General features: G+C 71.4%; 11 protein-coding genes and 5 pseudogenes. 9 read left to right on the top strand and 7 right to left on the bottom strand.

Annotation, left to right across the window (positions count from 1 at the left end; all coding sequences use genetic code 11):
- Positions 1-24 precede the first annotated feature (24 nt).
- Both HK415_RS21060 and HK415_RS27305 read right to left on the bottom strand, forming a co-directional pair.
- Positions 25-1,478, bottom strand: a pseudogene (locus HK415_RS21060) (acyl-CoA carboxylase subunit beta).
- Positions 1,479-1,698: 220 nt separating this feature from the next.
- Positions 1,699-1,929: pseudogene (locus HK415_RS27305) on the bottom strand (acyl-CoA carboxylase biotin carboxyl carrier protein subunit); the annotation flags it as partial.
- On the opposite strand from HK415_RS27305, the pseudogene HK415_RS21065 reads away from it, so the two are divergent.
- From HK415_RS21065 to HK415_RS21075, 3 genes and pseudogenes are all read left to right on the top strand, one after another.
- A pseudogene (locus HK415_RS21065) lies at positions 1,870-2,879 on the top strand (asparaginase). The pseudogenes HK415_RS27305 and HK415_RS21065 sit on opposite strands and share 60 nt — an antisense overlap.
- 155 nt (positions 2,880-3,034) lie before the next feature.
- A pseudogene (gene rocF / locus HK415_RS21070) lies at positions 3,035-3,944 on the top strand (arginase).
- Between the two features lie 138 nt (positions 3,945-4,082).
- Positions 4,083-6,779 carry an ATP-binding protein gene (locus HK415_RS21075; RefSeq protein WP_171562660.1) on the top strand — a complete coding sequence of 899 codons (2,697 nt, stop codon included), beginning with the start codon at positions 4,083-4,085 and terminating at the stop codon, positions 6,777-6,779.
- Here the strand turns inward: HK415_RS21075 and HK415_RS21080 are convergent.
- Positions 6,766-7,122 (bottom strand): DUF4148 domain-containing protein, encoded by a 357-nt coding sequence (locus HK415_RS21080; protein WP_171562662.1) that lies wholly within the window; start codon positions 7,120-7,122, stop codon positions 6,766-6,768. The two genes, HK415_RS21075 and HK415_RS21080, sit on opposite strands and share 14 nt — an antisense overlap.
- 124 nt (positions 7,123-7,246) lie before the next feature.
- Entirely contained in the window at positions 7,247-7,954 is a 708-nt protein-coding gene (locus HK415_RS21085; protein WP_253261976.1) for a Crp/Fnr family transcriptional regulator, read from the bottom strand.
- A 13-nt stretch (positions 7,955-7,967) separates the two neighbouring features.
- Here HK415_RS21085 and HK415_RS21090 point away from each other — a divergent pair, with 13 nt between their 5' ends.
- A complete protein-coding gene (locus tag HK415_RS21090; protein WP_171562665.1) occupies positions 7,968-9,671 on the top strand; it encodes an adenylate/guanylate cyclase domain-containing protein in 1,704 nt (567 codons plus the stop codon).
- Here the strand turns inward: HK415_RS21090 and HK415_RS21095 are convergent.
- From HK415_RS21095 to HK415_RS21105, 3 genes are read right to left on the bottom strand one after another with little or no spacing between them, the layout of a single operon-like run.
- Positions 9,643-10,617 (bottom strand): Bug family tripartite tricarboxylate transporter substrate binding protein, encoded by a 975-nt coding sequence (locus HK415_RS21095; RefSeq protein ID WP_171562668.1) that lies wholly within the window; start codon positions 10,615-10,617, stop codon positions 9,643-9,645. The genes HK415_RS21090 and HK415_RS21095 overlap by 29 nt on opposite strands.
- A gap of 28 nt (positions 10,618-10,645) precedes the next feature.
- Entirely contained in the window at positions 10,646-11,848 is a 1,203-nt protein-coding gene (locus HK415_RS21100) for a CaiB/BaiF CoA transferase family protein (protein WP_171562670.1), read from the bottom strand.
- Positions 11,841-12,797 (bottom strand): hydroxymethylglutaryl-CoA lyase, encoded by a 957-nt coding sequence (locus HK415_RS21105; RefSeq protein ID WP_171562671.1) that lies wholly within the window; start codon positions 12,795-12,797, stop codon positions 11,841-11,843. Before HK415_RS21105 ends, HK415_RS21100 begins: the two co-directional genes overlap by 8 nt.
- Before the next feature lie 73 nt (positions 12,798-12,870).
- On the opposite strand from HK415_RS21105, the gene HK415_RS21110 reads away from it, so the two are divergent.
- The 5 genes and pseudogenes from HK415_RS21110 (at position 12,871) to HK415_RS21130 (ending at position 18,062) form a co-directional block, all read left to right on the top strand.
- Positions 12,871-13,773, top strand: a complete 903-nt coding sequence (locus HK415_RS21110) for a LysR family transcriptional regulator (RefSeq protein WP_171562673.1) — start codon at positions 12,871-12,873, stop codon at positions 13,771-13,773.
- Positions 13,770-15,804: pseudogene (locus tag HK415_RS21115) on the top strand (aconitase family protein). Before HK415_RS21110 ends, HK415_RS21115 begins: the two are co-directional and overlap by 4 nt.
- Before the next feature lie 22 nt (positions 15,805-15,826).
- Complete coding sequence (locus HK415_RS21120; protein WP_171562675.1) at positions 15,827-16,093, top strand: hypothetical protein; 267 nt, start codon at positions 15,827-15,829, stop codon at positions 16,091-16,093.
- A gap of 16 nt (positions 16,094-16,109) precedes the next feature.
- A complete protein-coding gene (locus tag HK415_RS21125) occupies positions 16,110-17,330 on the top strand; it encodes a helix-turn-helix domain-containing protein (RefSeq protein WP_171562677.1) in 1,221 nt (406 codons plus the stop codon).
- Between the two features lie 42 nt (positions 17,331-17,372).
- Complete coding sequence (locus HK415_RS21130; RefSeq protein WP_171562679.1) at positions 17,373-18,062, top strand: Vgb family protein; 690 nt, start codon at positions 17,373-17,375, stop codon at positions 18,060-18,062.
- Positions 18,063-18,099 lie beyond the last annotated feature (37 nt).

The raw sequence follows: 18,099 nt of genomic DNA on the forward strand, positions 1-18,099 counted from the left end.
CTCGGCAGTCACGGGGGCTCGCCGTTACCAGGTGTCGATGAGCGGCCGGTGCGGCTCGTTGCTCATGCGTGAGGCCGCCAGCCCGCGCGACAGCCACGCGCGCGTCTCGGTGGGGTCGATCACGGCGTCGATCTCGAGCGTCGCGGCCATGTTCATCGCCTGGCCGGCCTCGTACTGCCTGGCGACCAGCCGCTCGAACAGCGCCTCGCGCTCCGCTCCCTCGGGCACCGCCTCCAGTTCCTTGCGATAGCCGAGCCGCACCGCGCCTTCCAGCCCCATGCCGCCGAACTCGCCGCTCGGCCAGGACACGGTGGACTCCGGCGCGTGGAAGCCGCCGGCCGCCATCGCCATGGCACCGAGGCCGTAGCCCTTGCGCAGCACCACGGCGAACAGCGGCACGCGCAGGTGCGCGGCCGCGATGAACATGCGGCTGACGTGGCGCACCTGCGCCTGCTCCTCGATTGCCGGGCCGACCATGAAGCCGGGCGTGTCGACCAGGCTCACGATCGGCAGCCCGTGCGCATTGCACAGCTGCATGAAGCGCGCCGCCTTGTCGGCCGCATCGGCATCGATCGCACCGCCCAGATGCAGCGGGTTGTTGGCCAGCAGGCCGACCGGGCGCCCTTCGATGCGGCCGAGCGCCGTGTGGATGCCGGCGCCGAAGCCGGTGCGCGCTCCAGCAGCGAGCCGGTGTCGGCAATGCCGCGCAATGCAGCGCGGCTGTCGTAGGAGCGCAGGCGGTTCTCGGGCACCACCTGGCGCAGGGCGGCAGTGTCGGGCGCCTCGAAGGTTGCCACGCTGCCCTGGAAGAAGGAGAGGTAGTGGCGTGCCGCGGCCACCGCGGCCGCCTCGTCGTCCACCAGCACGTCGATCACGCCATTGGCGTGCTGCACCGCGGACGGCCCGATCTCTTCCGGCCGGAACACGCCCAGGCCGCCGCCTTCCACCATCGCCGGGCCGCCCATGCCGATGTTGCTGTCGCGCGTGGCGATCACCACGTCGCAGCAACCGAGCAGCGCGGCATTGCCCGCGAAGCAGCGGCCGGCGACGATGCCCAGCACCGGCACCTGGCCGTTCAGGCGCGCGAAGCTGGCGAAGGTGGGGACATGGAGCCCGGCCACGATCGGCATGTCGGTGTCGCCCGGCCGGCCGCCGCCGCCCTCGGCGAACAGCACCACCGGCAGTTGGTGCTTCAGCGCGATGCCCAGCAGGCGGTCGGTCTTCTGGTGGTTGCGGAAACCCTGCGTGCCGGCCAGCACCGTGGCGTCGTAGGCGAGCACGGCCGCCTGCGAGCGCTCGGGCGGGAACCAGTCGCCATTGATGCGGCCGATGCCGGTGACCATGCCGTCGGCCGGCGTGTTGCGCACCAGGTCGTCCTCGCTGCGCCGGCTGCGCTGCGCCGCGACGGCCAGCGCGCCGTACTCGCTGAAGCTGCCCGCATCGCACAGGTCGGCGATGTTCTCGCGCGCGGTGCGCAAGCCCAGCGCGTGGCGCTTGTCGACAGCTTGCGCGCGGGCGGCGTCGAGGGTGAGCGCGTGGCGGTCGAGGACGCGCTGGAGGTCGGGGCGTGGGGAACCAGGACGGGCTTCCTCCCTCCCCTCCCGGGGAGGGCCGGGGTGGGGCGCCGTGCGCCACCTCGATCGTCAGCAGCACCTCCCGCTCCTGCACACCCTCCCCTTCCTCCACGAACCGCTCGCGCACCCGGCCATTGCCCGGGCTGCGCACCTCGTGCTCCATCTTCATGGCCTCGAGGATCACCACCACGTCGCCCGCGCGCACCGCGTCGCCGGGGGCGACCAGCCACTGGACGACCTGGGCCTGCAGGGGGAGCGCAGTTCGGTCATGGCGCGCATTGTGCAGAATCCCTGCATGGCATCCCTCGTACCCCTGGTCGAAACTTCGCGCGGCGGCACCCGCGAGTGCGTGCACTTCGGCGCCCTGGCCGTCACGGACACGCGGGGCCGCGTGCTCGCGCAGGCCGGGGATCCGCACTGGCTCACCTTCACCCGCTCCACGCTCAAGCCGCTGCAGGCGCTGCCCTTCGTGCAGGGCGGCGGCGTGCGGCACTTCGGGCTGGACACGTCCCAGCTTGCGCTCCTGTGCGCCAGCCACAACGGCGAACCCATGCACGTGCAGCAGGTGGAACGCATCCTGGGCAAGGCGGGCGTCGGTTACCGGCGCCTGCAGTGCGGCTGCCACATCCCCATGTTCGCGGAGCTGGGCGACTGGCCGCCGCCCGCGCCGGGCAGCTACGACGAGCGCCACCACAACTGCAGCGGCAAGCACAGCGGCTTCCTCGCCTACTGCGTGCAGCACGCGCTGGACCTGGATACTTACCTGGATCCCGCGCATCCGCTGCAGCAGGCATCCGCGCCAGCGTGGCCGAGGCGGTCGGCCTGCAGGAGCACCAACTGGCCATGGGCATCGACGGTTGCTCGGCACCGAACTACGCGATGCCGCTCGCGCACCTGGCGCGGGGCTTTGCGCGCCTGGCCAGCGGCACGCGCGATGCGCGCTTCGGCGAGAGCTTCGCGGCCCTGGCCGATGCGATGACTTCCCATCCGGACCTGGTCTCGGGCACCGGCCGCAACGACCTCGCCTTCATGCAGGCCGGCCGCGGCGACTGGGTGACCAAGGTGGGCGCCGACGGCGTGCAGGTGGTGGCCAGCCGCAGCCGGGGCGAGGCGCTGGCGCTGAAGCTCAGCGACGGCAGCAAGCTCGCGCTCTACGCCGCGACGGTGGAGGCGCTGGACCAGCTCGGTTGGCTGGATGCCGCGCAGCGCGAGGCGCTGCGCCCCTGGCGAAACGAGACGATCGCCAGCATCAAGGGCGCCCCGGTCGGGGAGCGGCGCGCCGTGTTCAGGCTCGAACGGCCTTAGCGGCGCTCTCGTCCAGGGACCGTCCCTGTCCAGCACCGCGCCGGCGATGAAGGCCTTGCGGATGACGACCTCGCTGTTGCAGAGCCAGTCGGCCGGCCCGGCTGTCCCGTGCTTGCGACACAATGCGGCCAGCAGCGCAGCGGGAGAAGCACGACATGACCACCGTCAGCCTCATCGGAGCCCCCACGGACGTCGGCGCCAGCGTGCGCGGCGCGGGCATGGGGCCGGATGCCTTGCGCGTGGCCGGCTTGGACGAGGCGCTGCGCGCGCACGGCTTCGAGGTGATCGACCGCGGCAACCTCGCGGGTCCGCCCAATCCCTGGAACCCTTCCGTCAACGGCATCCGCCACCTGCAGGAAGTCGTTCAATGGAACCGCGCGGTGTTCGACGCCGTCTCCACGTCGCTCGCGATGGGCCACGTTCCGCTGCTGATGGGAGGCGACCACTGCCTGGCCATCGGCTCCATCAGCGCCGTGGCGCGGCAGTGCCGGCAGGAGCGCAAGAACCTGCGCGTCATCTGGCTGGACGCCCACACGGACGTGAACACGGAAACCATCAGTCCGAGCGGCAACATCCACGGCATGCCGGTGTCCTGCCTCCTCGGGCACGGCCCGGCCGACCTCGTGGGCTGGAGCGGCGAGCGCGCGGCGATCGCGGCCGGCGAGATCGAGTTCATCGGCATCCGCAGCGTGGACGCGCAGGAGAAGCAGGCGATCCGCGCGCTGGGCCTGCAGGTCTTCGACATGCGGCACATCGACGAGCACGGCATGCGCAACACCATGACGGAGGTGCTGCAGGACGTGGACGAGGACACGCACATCCACGTGAGCTTCGACCTCGACTGCCTGGATCCGATGGAGGCGCCGGGCGTGGGCACCGGGGTGCGCGGCGGACCCACCTACCGCGAGATGCAAGCTGTGCATGGAGATGATCGCGGACACCGGGCGGCTGGGCTCGCTCGACGTGGTGGAGATCAACCCGGCGCTGGACGTGCGCAACCGGACGGCGGAACTGGCTGTGGAATTCATCCAGAGCCTGTTCGGCGCCTCGACGCTGGCGCGCTAGGGCTGCGGCACGGTAGAGTGGGGGCGTGAACCCGAATCCCCCGCCCCCGCGCCGGACGACCGCGAGGCGCGCCGCGTCCAGGCGCTGCGCGGCCTCGGCATCCTGGACACGCCCTCCGAGGCGCTGCTGGACACCCTGGTGCGCAGCGTCGCCGCCGCCTGTGCCGCGCCCACCGCTGTCCTCAACCTGCTGGATGACCAGCGCCAGTGGACGAAGTCGCAGGCCGGCGGGACGCCGCTGGCGGACATGCCGCGCGCGGATTCGATCTGCACGCTGGTGATCGATTCGTCCTCCTACCTGGAGATCCCGGACACCCGGCGCGACCCGCGCGTGGCGCATAAGCCCTGCGTGGCGGGCGAGCCCCGGCTGGCCTTCTACGCCGGGGCTCCGCTGGTCACGCCGGAAGGCTACGTGGTGGGGACGTTGTGCGTGCTGGACTACGTGCCGCGTCCCGGCGGCCTGCAGGACCACCAGCGGCAGGCGCTGCAGCAGATGGCCCTGGCCGCGATGCAGTCGCTGCTGCTGCGGCAGGCCGCGCACCGCATGCTGCTGTCTTCGAACGAGCAGATGTTCCGGGAGCTGTCGGAGGCCTGTCCGGTCGGCATCTTCCACACCGACGCCAGCGCCAAGGTGATCTACGTGAACCCCGAAGGCGCGCGCATCTTCGGCCGCGAGCCGCGGGACCTGCTGGGCGACGACTGGGTCGACAGCGTGCACGAGGAGGACCGCAGCGAAGTCGTCTCGCGCTGGCACGCCACGGCGGCCGCGGGCAGGATCTTCGACCACACCTACCGCGTCGTGCGGCGCGACGGCCGCACCGTGCACGTGCGCGTGCGCGCGCAGGCCGTGCGGCTGCCGGGAGGCTCCACCGGCGGCTACGTGGGCTCGGTGGAGGACGTGGGCGAGCAGATGGTCTACGAGGCGCAGCTTCGCGCCGGCAAGGAAGCCATCCAGCGAAGCGAGGAGCGCCTGCACCGCGCCCTGGAGGGTTCCGGCCTCGCGCTGTGGGACCTGGACGTGCGCACGCAGCACGTGTACCTGTCCGAGCAGTGGTCGCTGATGCTGGGCGGCCCGCACAGGGAAACGCGCTGCACGACGGCGGAACTGCTGGAGCTGGTGCCCGACGAGGACCGCGCAAGCGTGCAGGCCGCGCTGGATCCCGTGCTGCGCGGCACGTCCTCGCTTTACGTCGTGCAGCACCGCGTGCGCCGCCGCGACGGCACGCTGCTGTGGATCCACAGCGAGGGCGGCGTCGCCCAGTCGGACCCGCAGGGCCGGCCGATCCGGATGGTGGGCACCAACCGGGACATCACGCAGAGCAAGCGCGCGGAGCAGGAACTGCGGATCGCGCGCGACGCGGCCGATGCCGCCAACAGCGCGAAGAGCCACTTCCTGGCCACCATGAGCCACGAGATCCGCACGCCGCTCAACGGCATCATCGGCATGACCAAGCTGATGCTGGACGAGAAGCTGCCGCCGGAGGTGCGGCGGCACGCCGACCTGATCGATCGCAGCGCGCACTCGCTGCTGTCCCTGGTCAACGACATCCTGGACGTGTCCAAGATCGAGGCCGGGCAGATGGAGATCGAGCGCGTGCCCTTCGACCTGCACGAACTGGTGCAGGACCTGGCCACGCTGTACCGCCTGCGCGCCACCGAGAAGAGCCTGCTGTTCCGCGTGCGCCTGGACCCGAGCGTGCCCCAGCACGTGCTGGCCGATCCCACGCGGCTGCGCCAAGTGCTGGTGAACCTGCTGGGCAACGCGCTGAAGTTCACGTCCTCGGGCTGGATCGGCCTGGACGTGAAGGCGACGCAGGAAGACGCCGCCTACGTGCTGCAGTTCACCGTGGCGGACACCGGCATCGGCATCCCGCCGGAGGTGCAGCCGCAGCTGTTCACGCGCTTCATGCAGGCCGACAGCTCCACCTCGCGCAAGTTCGGCGGCAGCGGCCTCGGCCTGTCGATCGTGCGCCAGCTGGTGGACCTGATGGGCGGCAGCGTGGAGGTGTCCAGCATCACGGGCAAGGGCTCGCGCTTCACGGTGAGCATCCCGGTGCTGGCCGCCGAGGAATCGCCCGCCGCCTCGATGTGGCAGGACCTCGCGCCGGCCTCGCGCACCGCACGCATCCTGATCGCCGAGGACAACACCACCAACCAGGTGGTCGCCTTCGGCATGCTGCGCAAGCTCGGCTACGAGGACGTGAGCGTGGCCAACGACGGCGCGGAGGCGCTGCAGATGGCGCAGCAGGAGCACTACGACGTGATCCTGATGGACTGCCAGATGCCGGAGATGGACGGCTACGAGGCGACGCGGCGCCTGCGCGAGGCGGGCTGCGATTCGGCCATCGTCGCGATGACCGCCAATGCGATCAAGGGCGACCGCGAGCGCTGCCTCGAGGTCGGCATGAACGACTACCTCACCAAGCCGATCGACCTGAAGGTGCTGCGCACCATGCTCGCGCGCTGGGCGGGGACGCCGGCGTCGAAGCTGGGCGATCTGCCGCTGTTCGACGGCGACGCGATGGACTCGCGCTTCGGCGGCGACCTGGAACTGAAGGAAGTGGCGCTCAGCACCTTCCGCAAGACCACGCCGGCGCTGCTGGCGAAGCTGCGGGCGGCGCTGGAGGCCGGCAACCGCAAGCAGGTGGCCCTGCTGGCGCATTCCGCCAAGGGCGGCGGCTCGATGATCGCGGCGGAGCGCTATGCCGGGATGGCGGCGGTGCTGGAGGAGCGCGCGATGAGCGCGCCCGACGACGAACTGCGCCGCCTGCTGGACGACCTGCAGGCGGCTTTCGAGCAGTTCGACGAAATCGTCGCGGTGCTTACTGCGCGTTGACGGGCTGGCCGGCCAGCACGGGGGCGGGGGCCGCCGGCGCGCGCTGCGCCAGCCAGGCCGCGCCGCTGTCCTCGCCGGTGGTGGCGGCGACGGCTTCGCGCGACTGGATGTACTCGGCGGTCACCTGCGCGCGGGTCTTGCTGCCGGTGAAGGACTGCAGCGGGTTGAAGTCCTGCGCCCAGGGATTCACGCCGGCGCTGCGGAACTGCTGCAGTTCGGCCTGCACTTCGGCGCGCGACTTCGCGGACGTGAAGGGCGTGTTGTCGATGGTGATGTCGTCGGCCAGCACGGAGCCGGCGGAGGCGATGAGGACGAGGGCGGCGGCGAGGGACTTGCGGTTCATGATGCTTCCTTGGGTGGTGGTTGACTGGACGACATCGCGTTGTCCATGCCCGTGACTTTAGGGATGCATCGCTTGCACCGATGTGCGTTTGCGCACCGGTTTCCTCATGTGCGTTTTCGCACGCTCAGGCCTCCAGCCGCACCTCCGTCACGATCCGCTCCAGCCGCTCCACGTCGGTCAGCACGATCCCCGTGCCGTCCTTCTCCAGCAATCCCTGCTTCGTGAGCGCGGAGAACTCGCGCGTGACCTGCTCGCGGTAGGTGCTCACCTGGCTCGCGATGTCCGCGTGCTTGGGCGCGGGGTCGATGCGGATGCGGTTGCCGCCTTGCCCGCTGGTGCGCGCAAGCCGAAGCAGTTCCGCGTGGATGCGGTTCTGCACTCCGAGCGTGCTCAGCTCGATGACGCGCTCCGACAGCAGGCGCACCAGGCCGGCGAGCCGCTGCAGCACGCGTTCGCGCACCAGCGGCTCCGCGGCGATCAGGTCGCGGAAGTGTTCGGGCGAGAGCGAGGCCACCAGCACGCTGTCCAGGGCCAGCACGTCGGCCGAGCGCGGCTTGGCGTCGATGGCCGCGAGGTCGCCGAACATTTCGCCGGCTTCCTCGTCGCGGAAGGTCACCTGCTTGCCGCCCGCCGAGAAGCTGGTGACGCGCACCCGTCCGCTCACCACGAAGTGCACGTCGCGGTCCGGGCTGTTCCGCGCCACAATCACCTGCCCGGGTTCCACGCGGCGCCAGTTGCACTGCGCGGCGAGGATCTCCAGGCGTTCCTGCGACAGGCCCTGCAGCAGGAGGACCGTCTTGAGGCCCAATGTCGAAGCTTGAACCGTTGTCATCGCCAGTCGAGATTTGAAGTCCATCCATCTTAGTACCCGCCGCCTGCGCCTGGCCTCCGGCCTCGTGCTGCTGTTCTACGTGCTCACGCACCTGTCGAACCACGCGCTGGGGCTCGCGTCGCTGGCCGCCGCCGAGGCCGGCCGCCTGGTGTTCACCGCCTTCTGGCGCAACCCGGTGGTGACGGTGCTGTTCTACGGCAGCATCCTGCTGCACTTCGCGCTGGCGCTGGCGGCCGTGTACGAACGCCGCTCGCTGATGATGACCCTCACCGAGTTGCTGCGCGTGGTGCTCGGCTTCCTGGTGCCCTTCCTGCTGGCGGCGCACTTCACGCAGACGCGGCTGGTGCACGAGCTCTACGCCGTGGACGACACCTACCGCCGCAACGTGTCGCTCATGTGGTTCAACGACTACTCGAGCTGGCAGCTGACCCTGGTGACCGTGGCCTGGCTGCACGGCTGCCTGGGCATCCACTTCGCCTTCCGCCATCGCGCCGAGTACCGCCGCTGGCAGACCACCTTCGTGGTCGCCGCGACCCTGCTGGCGGTGCTCGCTGCCACCGGCTACCTGTCGATGGCGCGCGAGCTGGCGTCGCAGCCGCTCTACGTGGATGCGATCAACATGCGGCAGGTCGGCGTGCTGCAGGCCACCGCCGACTGGATCGCCTGGAGTTCGCTCGGTCTCCTGCTGGCGACGCTGCTGGCGCGCTGGCTGCGCAACGCCTGGGCGCGGCGCCGCCAGGGGATGGTGCGCATCCGCTATCCCGGCAGGACGGTGGAGGTCCCGCGCGGCTGGTCGGTGCTGGAGGCGAGCCGCGCCAACGGCATCCCGCACCTGTCGGTGTGCGGCGGCCGCGCGCGCTGCTCCACCTGCCGCATCGACGTGCAGGCCAGGCCGGGCGACCTGCCGCCGCCGCAGGGCGACGAGCTGCGCACGCTGAACCGCATCGGCGCGCTGCCCTCGGTGCGGCTGGCCTGCCAGCTGCGGCCCACGGGCGACGTGCAGGTGCGGCCGCTGCTGTCGGTGAAGACGGCGGAGCGCGCCTTCGAGCCGCTGGGCTCGGCGATGGAGCGCGAGGTGGTGGTGCTGTTCGCGGACCTGCGCCGCTGGACCGGCCTGTCCGAGGAGCACCTGCCTTTCGACCTGGTGTACGTGCTCGATCGCTATTTCGAAGTGGTGGGCGACGCGGTGCGCGAGGCCGGCGGCATCCCCAACCAGTTCATCGGCGACAGCGTGATGGCGCTGTTCGGCATCGACACCGACCTGGCCACGGCCGCGCGCCAGGCGCTCGCGGCGGCGGCCAGCGTCGAACAGCGCATGGAGGCGCTGAACGAGACCATGCAGCACGAGTTCGGCCGGCGGCTGGACTTCGGCATCGGCATCCACGCGGGCATGGCCGCCGTGGGCACGGTGGACTACCGAGACGCGCACGCTGACGGCGGTGGGCGACGCGGTGAACACCGCCAGCCGCCTGCAGGAACTCACCAAGCACTTCGGCGCGCACCTGGTGGTGTCGGAGGACGTGCTGCGGCACGGCGGCCGCAACCACGACGACCTGGTGCCGCACGACATCGACGTGCGCGGCCGGCGCGGCCGGCTCACGGTCTATGCGCTGCCGGCAATCCCGCGCGCGTGCAGCGAGGCCGGCACGGCAACGGTCTAGCAGCCTGCGCCGCGCAGGCTCCCAGCCTTACTGCGGTTCCAGTCCGATCTTCTTGACCAGCGCGGCGTACTTCGCCAGTTCGCTGCGGAAGGCGGCCTGCGCCTGCTCGGTGCTGCTGATCTGGATCGTGTTGCCCTGCTTGGCCATGGTTTCCTTGACCACCGGGTCGTTGAAGGCGGCCACCACGGCGTCGTGCGCCTTCTTCACGCTGGCCGGGCTCATGCCCTTGGGGCCGATCACGGCGAACCAGGCTTCCACCGCGAAATCGCGCAGGCCCTGTTCGGCGAAGGTGGGCACTTCGGGGAGGGCTTGCGTGCGCTGCGGCGCCAGCATGCCGATCGGGCGCAGCGCGCCGGTCTTGATGTGCTGCTGCACGCTGGGCAGCGCCACCGTCGCGAAGTCGATCTGGCCGCCCAGCAGGTCGGTGACCATCGGGCCCACGCCCTTGTACGGGATGTGGCGGGCCTTGGTGCCGGTGGCGTCCAGGTAGATCTCGGTGGCCAGGTGCAGGATGGTGCCGTTGCCGCCGGAGCCGAAGTTCAGCTCGCCCGGCTTGTTCTTCAGCAGCGCGCTGAATTCGCGGCTGTTGGTGGCGCTCACCTTGGCCGGGTTCACCACCAGCACCATGGGCGTCGCGCCGACCACAGCGATCGGCGTGAAGTCGCCGGGCATGTCGAAGGGCAGCGCCTTGATCACGCTCGGGAAGATCACGACGTTGTTCGACACCACCGACAGCGTGTTGCCGTCGGGCGCCGAGCGCGCCAGGGCCTGCAGGCCGACGATGCCGCTGGCGCCGGACTGGTTCTCGACGACCACGGACGCGTTCAGCGCCTTGGCCAGCGCCGGCGCGGCGGCGCGCGTGATCGCGTCCACGCCGGAGCCGGTGGCGTTCGGCAGGATGAACTTGACGGTGCCGCTCTGGGCGAACACCGGGCTGCCCGCGGCGGAAGCGGCGAGCGCCAGCAGCACGCTGCGGCGAGAGAGGGAATGATGCGATTTCACTTCTTGTCTCCTTGGAATCCGTATTGTGTCAGGCGACGACGGCGCGGTCCTTCAGTCCGTCGATGTCCCGGTCGGCGAGCCCCAGCGAGCGCAGCAGTTCGCGGCTGTGCTCGCCCAGGCGGGGCGGCTGCAGGCGCACGCCGAGCCGGCTGCCGGCCATGGTGATGGGGAACAGGGTGGTCTTCACCTGCTGGCCGGCCTTGTCGCCGTCGGGCAGGGTGACGTCGGCGAGGCCGCCGGTGGCCAGCAGGTGCTCATCTTCCAGCAGGTCTTCCGGGCGGCGGATCGGCGCGAAGGGCAGGCCCGCGCGCTCCATCGCGGCTGCGAGTTCGGCGGCGCTGCGGCTGGCGAGCCGCTCGCGCAGGGTCGCGAGCAGGCGGGGCCGCTGCTGCACGCGCTGGTTGTTGGTCGCCAGTTCCGGCTCGCCCTTCAGGTCGGCAAAACCGAGCGCGTCGCAGAAGGTCTGCCACTGCGCGTCGCTGACGGCGGCCAGGAAGATCTGCTCGCCGTCCCTGACCGTGAATACGTCGTACACGGCCCAAGGGTTGTCGCGCGCCGGCATGGGGGCGGGGTGCTTGCCGGTCATCGCGTACTGCAGCATGTGCTGCCCCATGAGGAACACGTTGTTCTCGTACAAGGCCGACTGCACCTCCATGCCGCGGCCGGTGATGCCGCGCTGGATGAGCGCGCCGAGCGCCCCGATCGCGCCGAACAGCCCGCCCATGATGTCGTTCACGCTGGTGCCGGCGCGCAGCGGGTCGCCGGGACGGCCCGTCATGTAGGCGAGGCCGCCCATCATCTGCACCACCTCGTCCAGCGCGGTTCGGTGGTCGTAGGGACCGGGCAGGAAGCCCTTGTGGCTCACGTAGATCACGCGCGGATTCACGGCGGCGAGCGCGGCGTAGTCCAGCCCGTACTTCTCCATCGTGCCCGGCTTGAAGTTCTCCGCCACCACGTCGGCGCTCGCGCACAGCTTGCGCGCGAGCTCCGCCCCCTCGGGCCGGTGCAGGTCGATGCCGATGCTCTTCTTGTTGCGGTTGAACATGGGAAAGAACCCGGACCCCGCGCCGAGGAGGCGGCGCGTGCGGTCGCCATCGATCGGCTCGACCTTGATCACTTCCGCGCCCATGTCGGCGAGCACCATCCCGCAGGTGGGGCCCATCACCATGTGGGTGAATTCGACGACGCGCAGGCCCCTCAGGGGCTGCGGCGGGGTGTGGTTGTCAGGCATGCGCCTCTTCCTTCTTGATGGTCTTCGGCAGGCCGGTTTTCCAGATGGTGCCGTGGGTGGGTTCCCCGGCGAGCCACTTCACCACCTTCGCGCGCAGCGCGAGCAGGCGATCGAAGTCCAGGCCGGTTTCGATTCCCATGCTGTGCAGCATGTAGGTGAGGTCCTCGGTGGACACGTTGCCGCTGGCACCCGGCGCGTGCGGGCAGCCGCCGATGCCGGCGGTGCAGGCGTCGAAGCGCGCGATGCCCAGCTGCATCGCCGCATAGACGTTGGCCAGCGCGAGGCCGCGCGTGTCGTGGAAGTGGCCGCAGACCAGGCGCTCGCCGGCAACGCGCAGCACGCGCTCGAACAGGCGCGAGACCATGGCGGGATCGGCATAGCCGACGGTGTCGGCCAGGCTGACGGCGTCGACGCCCGCGTCCAGCACCGCCTGCACCAGGCGCACCACTTCCTCGGGATCCACTTCGCCCTGGATCGTGCAGCCGAAGGCGGTGCTGATGCCGACCTCGATGCGCGTGCGCGCGCCGGTGGCGTCGCGCTCGGCGCGGATGCGCGCGATCTCGCCCACCACCTCGTCGGGCGCCTTGCGCAGATTCGCCAGGCTGTGGGCATGGCTGGCGGACAGCGGCACCAGCATCATCTCGGCGTCCGCGGCCATCGCACGCTCCGCCCCCTTGAAGTTCGGTACCAGCACGGTGGCGCGCAGCCCGGGCAGGGTTTGCGCGAAGGCCAGCACCTCGCCGGTGTCGGCCAGTTGCGGCAGCAGCTTCGGCGGCACGAAGGAGCCGACTTCGATCTCGCGCTGGCCCGCGTCGTAGGCGTCGCGGATCCATTCGAGCTTGGCGGCGGTGGGCACGATGGTGGCGACGCTCTGCAGGCCGTCGCGCAGGCCCATCTCGCGCACGACGGCGCGGCGCGGGAGCTTTGAAATGAGGGAAGCGGGATGCATGGAGCGAGTTTAGAATTTCCGGAACGAGCCGACACCTCAATTCCGGAACTCTGAAGTTCCGATTTGGAATACCTTGCGCGATTTCGATCTCACGACCCTGCGCCTGTTCGTCTCCGTCTGCGAGTCGGGCAACATCGCGCGCGCCGGCGAGAAGGCGAGCATCGTCGGCTCCGCCATCAGCAAGCGGCTGGCCCAGCTGGAAGACCAGGTGGGCACGCCGCTGCTGCTGCGCAAGCGCCATGGGGTGGTGCCCACGCCGGCCGGCCAGACCCTGCTGGAACACGCGCGCGGCATGCTCGACAGCGCGGCGCGCATCGAGCGCGACATGCAGAGCTACGTGGCGGGCAGCCGCGGGCAGGTCCGTATCCTCGCCTCCGTGTCGGCGATGAGCGAGTCGCTGGCCGACGACGTCGCGGCCTTCCTGCGCCAGCCGGCGCACGCCAGCATCCGCGTCGACCTCGAGGAGCGCGTCAGCCCGGAGATCGTGCGCGGCGTGCGCGAAGGCCTGGCCTCGCTGGGCGTCTGCTGGGACGCGACCGACCATGCGGGCCTGCAGGCGCGGCCCTACCGCCGGGACACGCTCTGCGTGGTGGTGCCCGCCGGCCACCCGCTGGCCGCGCGGCGCAAGCTGCGCTTCGCCGACACGCTGGACTACGAGCACGTGAGCCTGCCCGTGAACAGCGCGGTGCAGCTGATGCTGCAGCGGCAGGCGGCGCAGGCGGGCCGCAGCGTCAACCACCGCATAGTCGTCACCAACTTCGAGGCTGCGCTGCGCGTCGTGCACGCCGGTCTGGCGATCAGCCTGGTGCCGCGCGAGGTGGCCGAACCCGTCGCCGCGGCGATGGGGCTGCAACTCATCCCGCTGGCCGAGAGCTGGGCCCAGCGGCGTTTCATCCTCTGCTATCGCGACGCGCAGAACCTCACGCCGGCAGCCAAGCTGCTGGTGGAGCACCTGGCATCGCTCGCCCCGCCATGAATTCCACCCTCGACCTGGGCGCGCCCGCGCGCATCCTGTTCCTCGCGCAGTCCGCCGACGCGGTGCGCGCGCAGCTTCGCCGGTGCCGCGCTCACGCGCGCGCAGGCCGGGCCGCTGCGCGACGACATCTCCACCGACGAGATCACGCCGGTGCGCATCATGTCCCACTACGACGACAGCCTCGCGCGCTTTCCCTACATCGGATTCACCACCGAAGGCGCGCGCCCGGTCGCGCCCGGCGCCGTGCAGGCCGCGGGCTTCCGCGTGGTGGTGGGCGGGCGGCGCTACGGAAAGGGCTCGTCGCGCGAGCACAGTCCCGCCGCCGAGAAGCTGGCGGGCGTGCGGCTGGTGATCGCCGAGAGCTTCGAGCGCATCTACCGGCAGAACGCGGACAACATCGGCCTGTTCACGTCCACCGACTTCGGGCTGCTCGATCGCATCGAGCGCGGTGAAGCGATCACGGTGGACGAGCTGGTGGCCGGACGCGACACGCTGGCGGCGGCCATCCTGCGCGCGGGCGGCCTGCTGCGTTTTGGACAGGCCCACCTGCGCGGCGCGCAGCCGGTCGCCGCGGGCGCCGTCGCCCGGCCCCTGACGCTGTTCGAGAAGATCGTGCAGCGCCACATGCTGCACACCCCGGTGACGCCCGACGCGCCGGCCGCCGGCGAAGGCTGCTTCGTGCGCGCCGACTGGCGCTTCATCCACGAGTACTACACGGGCATGGCCGCGCACATGCTGCACGCGACCTTCGGCCAGCCCTTGCCGCTGCACGGCAGGGACACCATCGTGGTGTTCGAGGACCACACCTCCTACATGGAGGAGAGCCCCGCGCACGCCGGTTCGCCGCTGCTGCCCAACATGCATGCCATGTGCGAGGCGCAGCGGCGCTTCGTCGCGGATCACGCCTTGCGGCACCACCGAACGCTCACCGAGGAGGAGGCACGCGCCGACGACGGCAGCAATGCCGCGGGCATCTCGCACGCGATGATGGCGGAGCACTACGCGCTGCCCGGCCAGCTGGTGGCCGGCACCGACTCGCACACGCCGCACAGCGGCGCGCTCGGCTGCGTCGCCTTCGGCGTCGGCACCACCGACATGGCCAACGCCTTCGTCACCGGCGCGGTGCGCCTGACCATGCCGCGCGTGCTTCGCGTGGAGCTGGAGGGCGCGCTGCCGGCCGGCGTGGCTGCCAAGGACATCGTGCTGCACCTGCTGCAGCTGCCCGCCATGCGCGCCGGCAGCGGCGTCGGCAAGGTGTTCGAGTTCGGCGGGACTGTGTTGCGCGCGTTGTCCACCGACGAGCGCGCGACGCTGACCAACATGACGGCGGAGCTGGGCGGCTTGACGGGCATCGTCGAACCCGACGCGGAAACCGTGCGCTTCCTGAAGGAGCGGCGCGGCGTGGAGTTCGCGCTGGAGCCCTGGATGCGCAGCGACCAGGGCGCCCCGTACAGCGAGGTCGTGCGCGTGGACTGCAGCAGCCTGTCGCCCATGGTGGCGCGGCCCGGCGATCCCGGCAACGGCGTGCCGCTCGCGCAACTGCAGGAGAAGGTGCGCGTGGACATCGCCTACGGCGGCTCCTGCACGGCGGGCAAGCGCGAGGACTTCGACCAGTACCACGCGGTGCTTGCCTGGGGCCTGGCCCAGGGATGGAGGGTGCCGCCACACGTGCAGCTGTTCCTGCAGTACGGGACCACGGCCGTGCGCGACTACTGCGTCGCGCGCGGCTACGACCGCACCTTCGCCGCGGCCGGTGCGCGCATCCTGCAGCCGTCCTGCGGCGCCTGCGCCAACTGCGGGCCGGGATCCTCCAGCGAGGCCGGGCAGGTGACGGTGAGCGCGATCAACCGCAACTTCCCCGGCCGCTCCGGCCCGGGCCAGGTGTGGCTGGCCAGCCCGGCGACGGTGATGGCCAGTGCCCTGGCGGGCGAGCTCTGCGCGTGGGGGGACTTGCAGGCGCGCTCCCCGCAACCCGCCCAGGGTGTATCGTGCAGCTCGAACGTGCCGTCGCCGACGGCCGGCTCCCCTTGACCAGCCCTCCCGGACCCACTGCATGACTGCCAAGAAGACCCCGACCACCGCCGCCAAGGAATCGGAGGCCGAAACCCGCCTCAAGGAAGCGCAAGCCAGGGTGAAGGTCGCCAGCGACAAGCAGGCCGCGATCGTTTCCGTCATGAGCCGCCTGGGCGTGTCCCCGGCGGAACGCAGGCTGGCCCAGTCGGAAAGCAAGAAGGTCGAGCGCGAACTGCAGGAGGCGACCCGCATGCTGCGCGAGGCAGAGGCGGCGGCAGGAACGAGCAAGGTGCGCACCGCGTCCTGACGGCCATCGCAAGGGCATGGACGCCCTGATTTCCGCCGCTGCCCGTGCGCTCGCCGCAGGCGATGCCTTGGGCGCGCTCAAGCGGGTGGCGCTGCGCGACGATCCGTCGGCACTGGCGCTGCGCGGCATTGCGATGGCGCAGCTGGGCGAGCACGTGCGGGCACGCGAGCTGCTGCGGCGCGCGGCTCGCCTCTTCGGCCCGCGCGAGCAGCTGGCCCGCGCGCGCTGCGTGCTGGCGGACGCGGAGGTGGCGCTGGCCATGCGCGAACTGGGCGGCTCCTCGCACGCGCTCGAATCGGCCTCGGCCACGCTGGAGAAGCACGGTGACCGCGCCAATGCACTGCACGCCCGCCTGCTGGCGGCGCGCCGTGCGCTGCTGATGGGACGGCTGGCGGAAGCCGCGGCGCTGCTCGCGTCGGTGGACGCAGGCAGCTTGCCGCCCACCCTGGCCGCGGTCGCCGAACTCGCGGCCGCCGAGCTCGCGCTGCGCTCGCTGCGCTCCGCCGCCGCACGAGCGGCCCTCGCGCGCGCGCACCAGGCCGCATTCCGCGCCGGGATCCCTTCGCTGATCGCGGAAGTCGCGCAGGCGCACGGCGTGCTGGAACGGCCCGCCGCGCGCCGCGTCGCGGCGGGCGAGGCGCTGCCCCTGAAGCTGCACGAGGTCGAGGCCTTGCTCGCGTCGGGCGCCCTGGTGATGGACGCCTGCCGCCGCGGACTGGCGCTGGGCGGCGCCTGGCAGTCACTGGCCCGCCGGCCCATCCTGTTCGCGCTGGCGCGCGAGCTGGCGCAGGCCTGGCCCGCCGACGTGGAGCGCGATGCACTGATCCACGCCGTGTTCCGCACCCGCCGTCCGGATGAAACGCATCGCGCACGGCTGCGCGTGGAGATCGGCCGCCTGCGCGCGCTGGTCAAGCCCATGGCAGGCATCGACGCCACGCCACGGGGCTTCGTGCTCAGCCCCCGCGACGCGGCAGGGGTCGTCGTGCTCGCACCGCCCATCGATGGCGAACAGGCCTCGGTGCTGGCCCTGCTGGCCGACGGCGCGGCCTGGTCCACCTCCGCCCTCGCGCTCGCCCTGGACGCCAGCCAGCGCACGGTGCAGCGCGCGGTGGCCGAGCTCGAAGCGACGGGGCAGGTGCGCGCCGTGGGGCAGGCCCGCGCCCGCCGCTGGGTCGCCGCGCCCCTGGTGGATTTCACGACAATCTTGTTACTCCCCTCCGCGCTGCCGGGTGCGTAGAGTCCTTCCATCGCCTCCCGCCAGGCACGAAAGGAACCCGAGATGCCCGACACCACGCCCCGGCCGCCGATCGCCCACCCGGCTTCGTATCCGCCCGCGCACCCCGCCGAGATCGTGCGCGAGTTCGGCCCCTTCCCGGGTGCCGCCAGCATCGCCGGCGTGAGCCACGACGGCGAGCACGTCTGGGCAGCGGCCGGCACCCAGCTGCTGGCGATCGATCCGCAGTCGGGCGCGGTCAAGCGCTCGCTGCCCTGCGCCTGCGACGCCGGCACCGCCTTCGACGGCAAGCATCTGTGGCAGATCGCGGAGTCGCGCATCGCCAGGATCGACCCCGCGACGGGCCAGGTGCTGGCCTCGATCCCGGCACCGGGCGGCGGCGGCGATTCGGGCCTGACCTGGGCCGAAGGCAGCCTGTGGGTGGGCAACTACCGCGGCCGCAGGATCCACCAGGTCGATCCCGCCACCGGCGCGATCCTGCGCACCATCGAATCCAACAGCTTCGTCACCGGCGTCACCTGGGTGGACGGAGAGCTGTGGCACGGCACCTGGGAAGGCGACGAAAGCGAGCTGCGCCGGCTGGACCCGCGAAGCGGCGACGTGCTGGAGCGCCTGCAGATGCCGCCGGGCGCCGGCGTGAGCGGCCTCGAATCCGACGGCGCGGACCTGCTGTACGCCGGCGGTGGCGGCAGCGGCAAGGTGCGCGCCGTGCGCCGGCCCCGCGCCCCCGGCTAGCCGCTTCCATTTTCCCTCTGTGCAGCGCACCGGCTGG

This window comes from Ramlibacter montanisoli, assembly GCF_013087525.1.
Taxonomy (GTDB): domain Bacteria; phylum Pseudomonadota; class Gammaproteobacteria; order Burkholderiales; family Burkholderiaceae_C; genus Ramlibacter; species Ramlibacter montanisoli.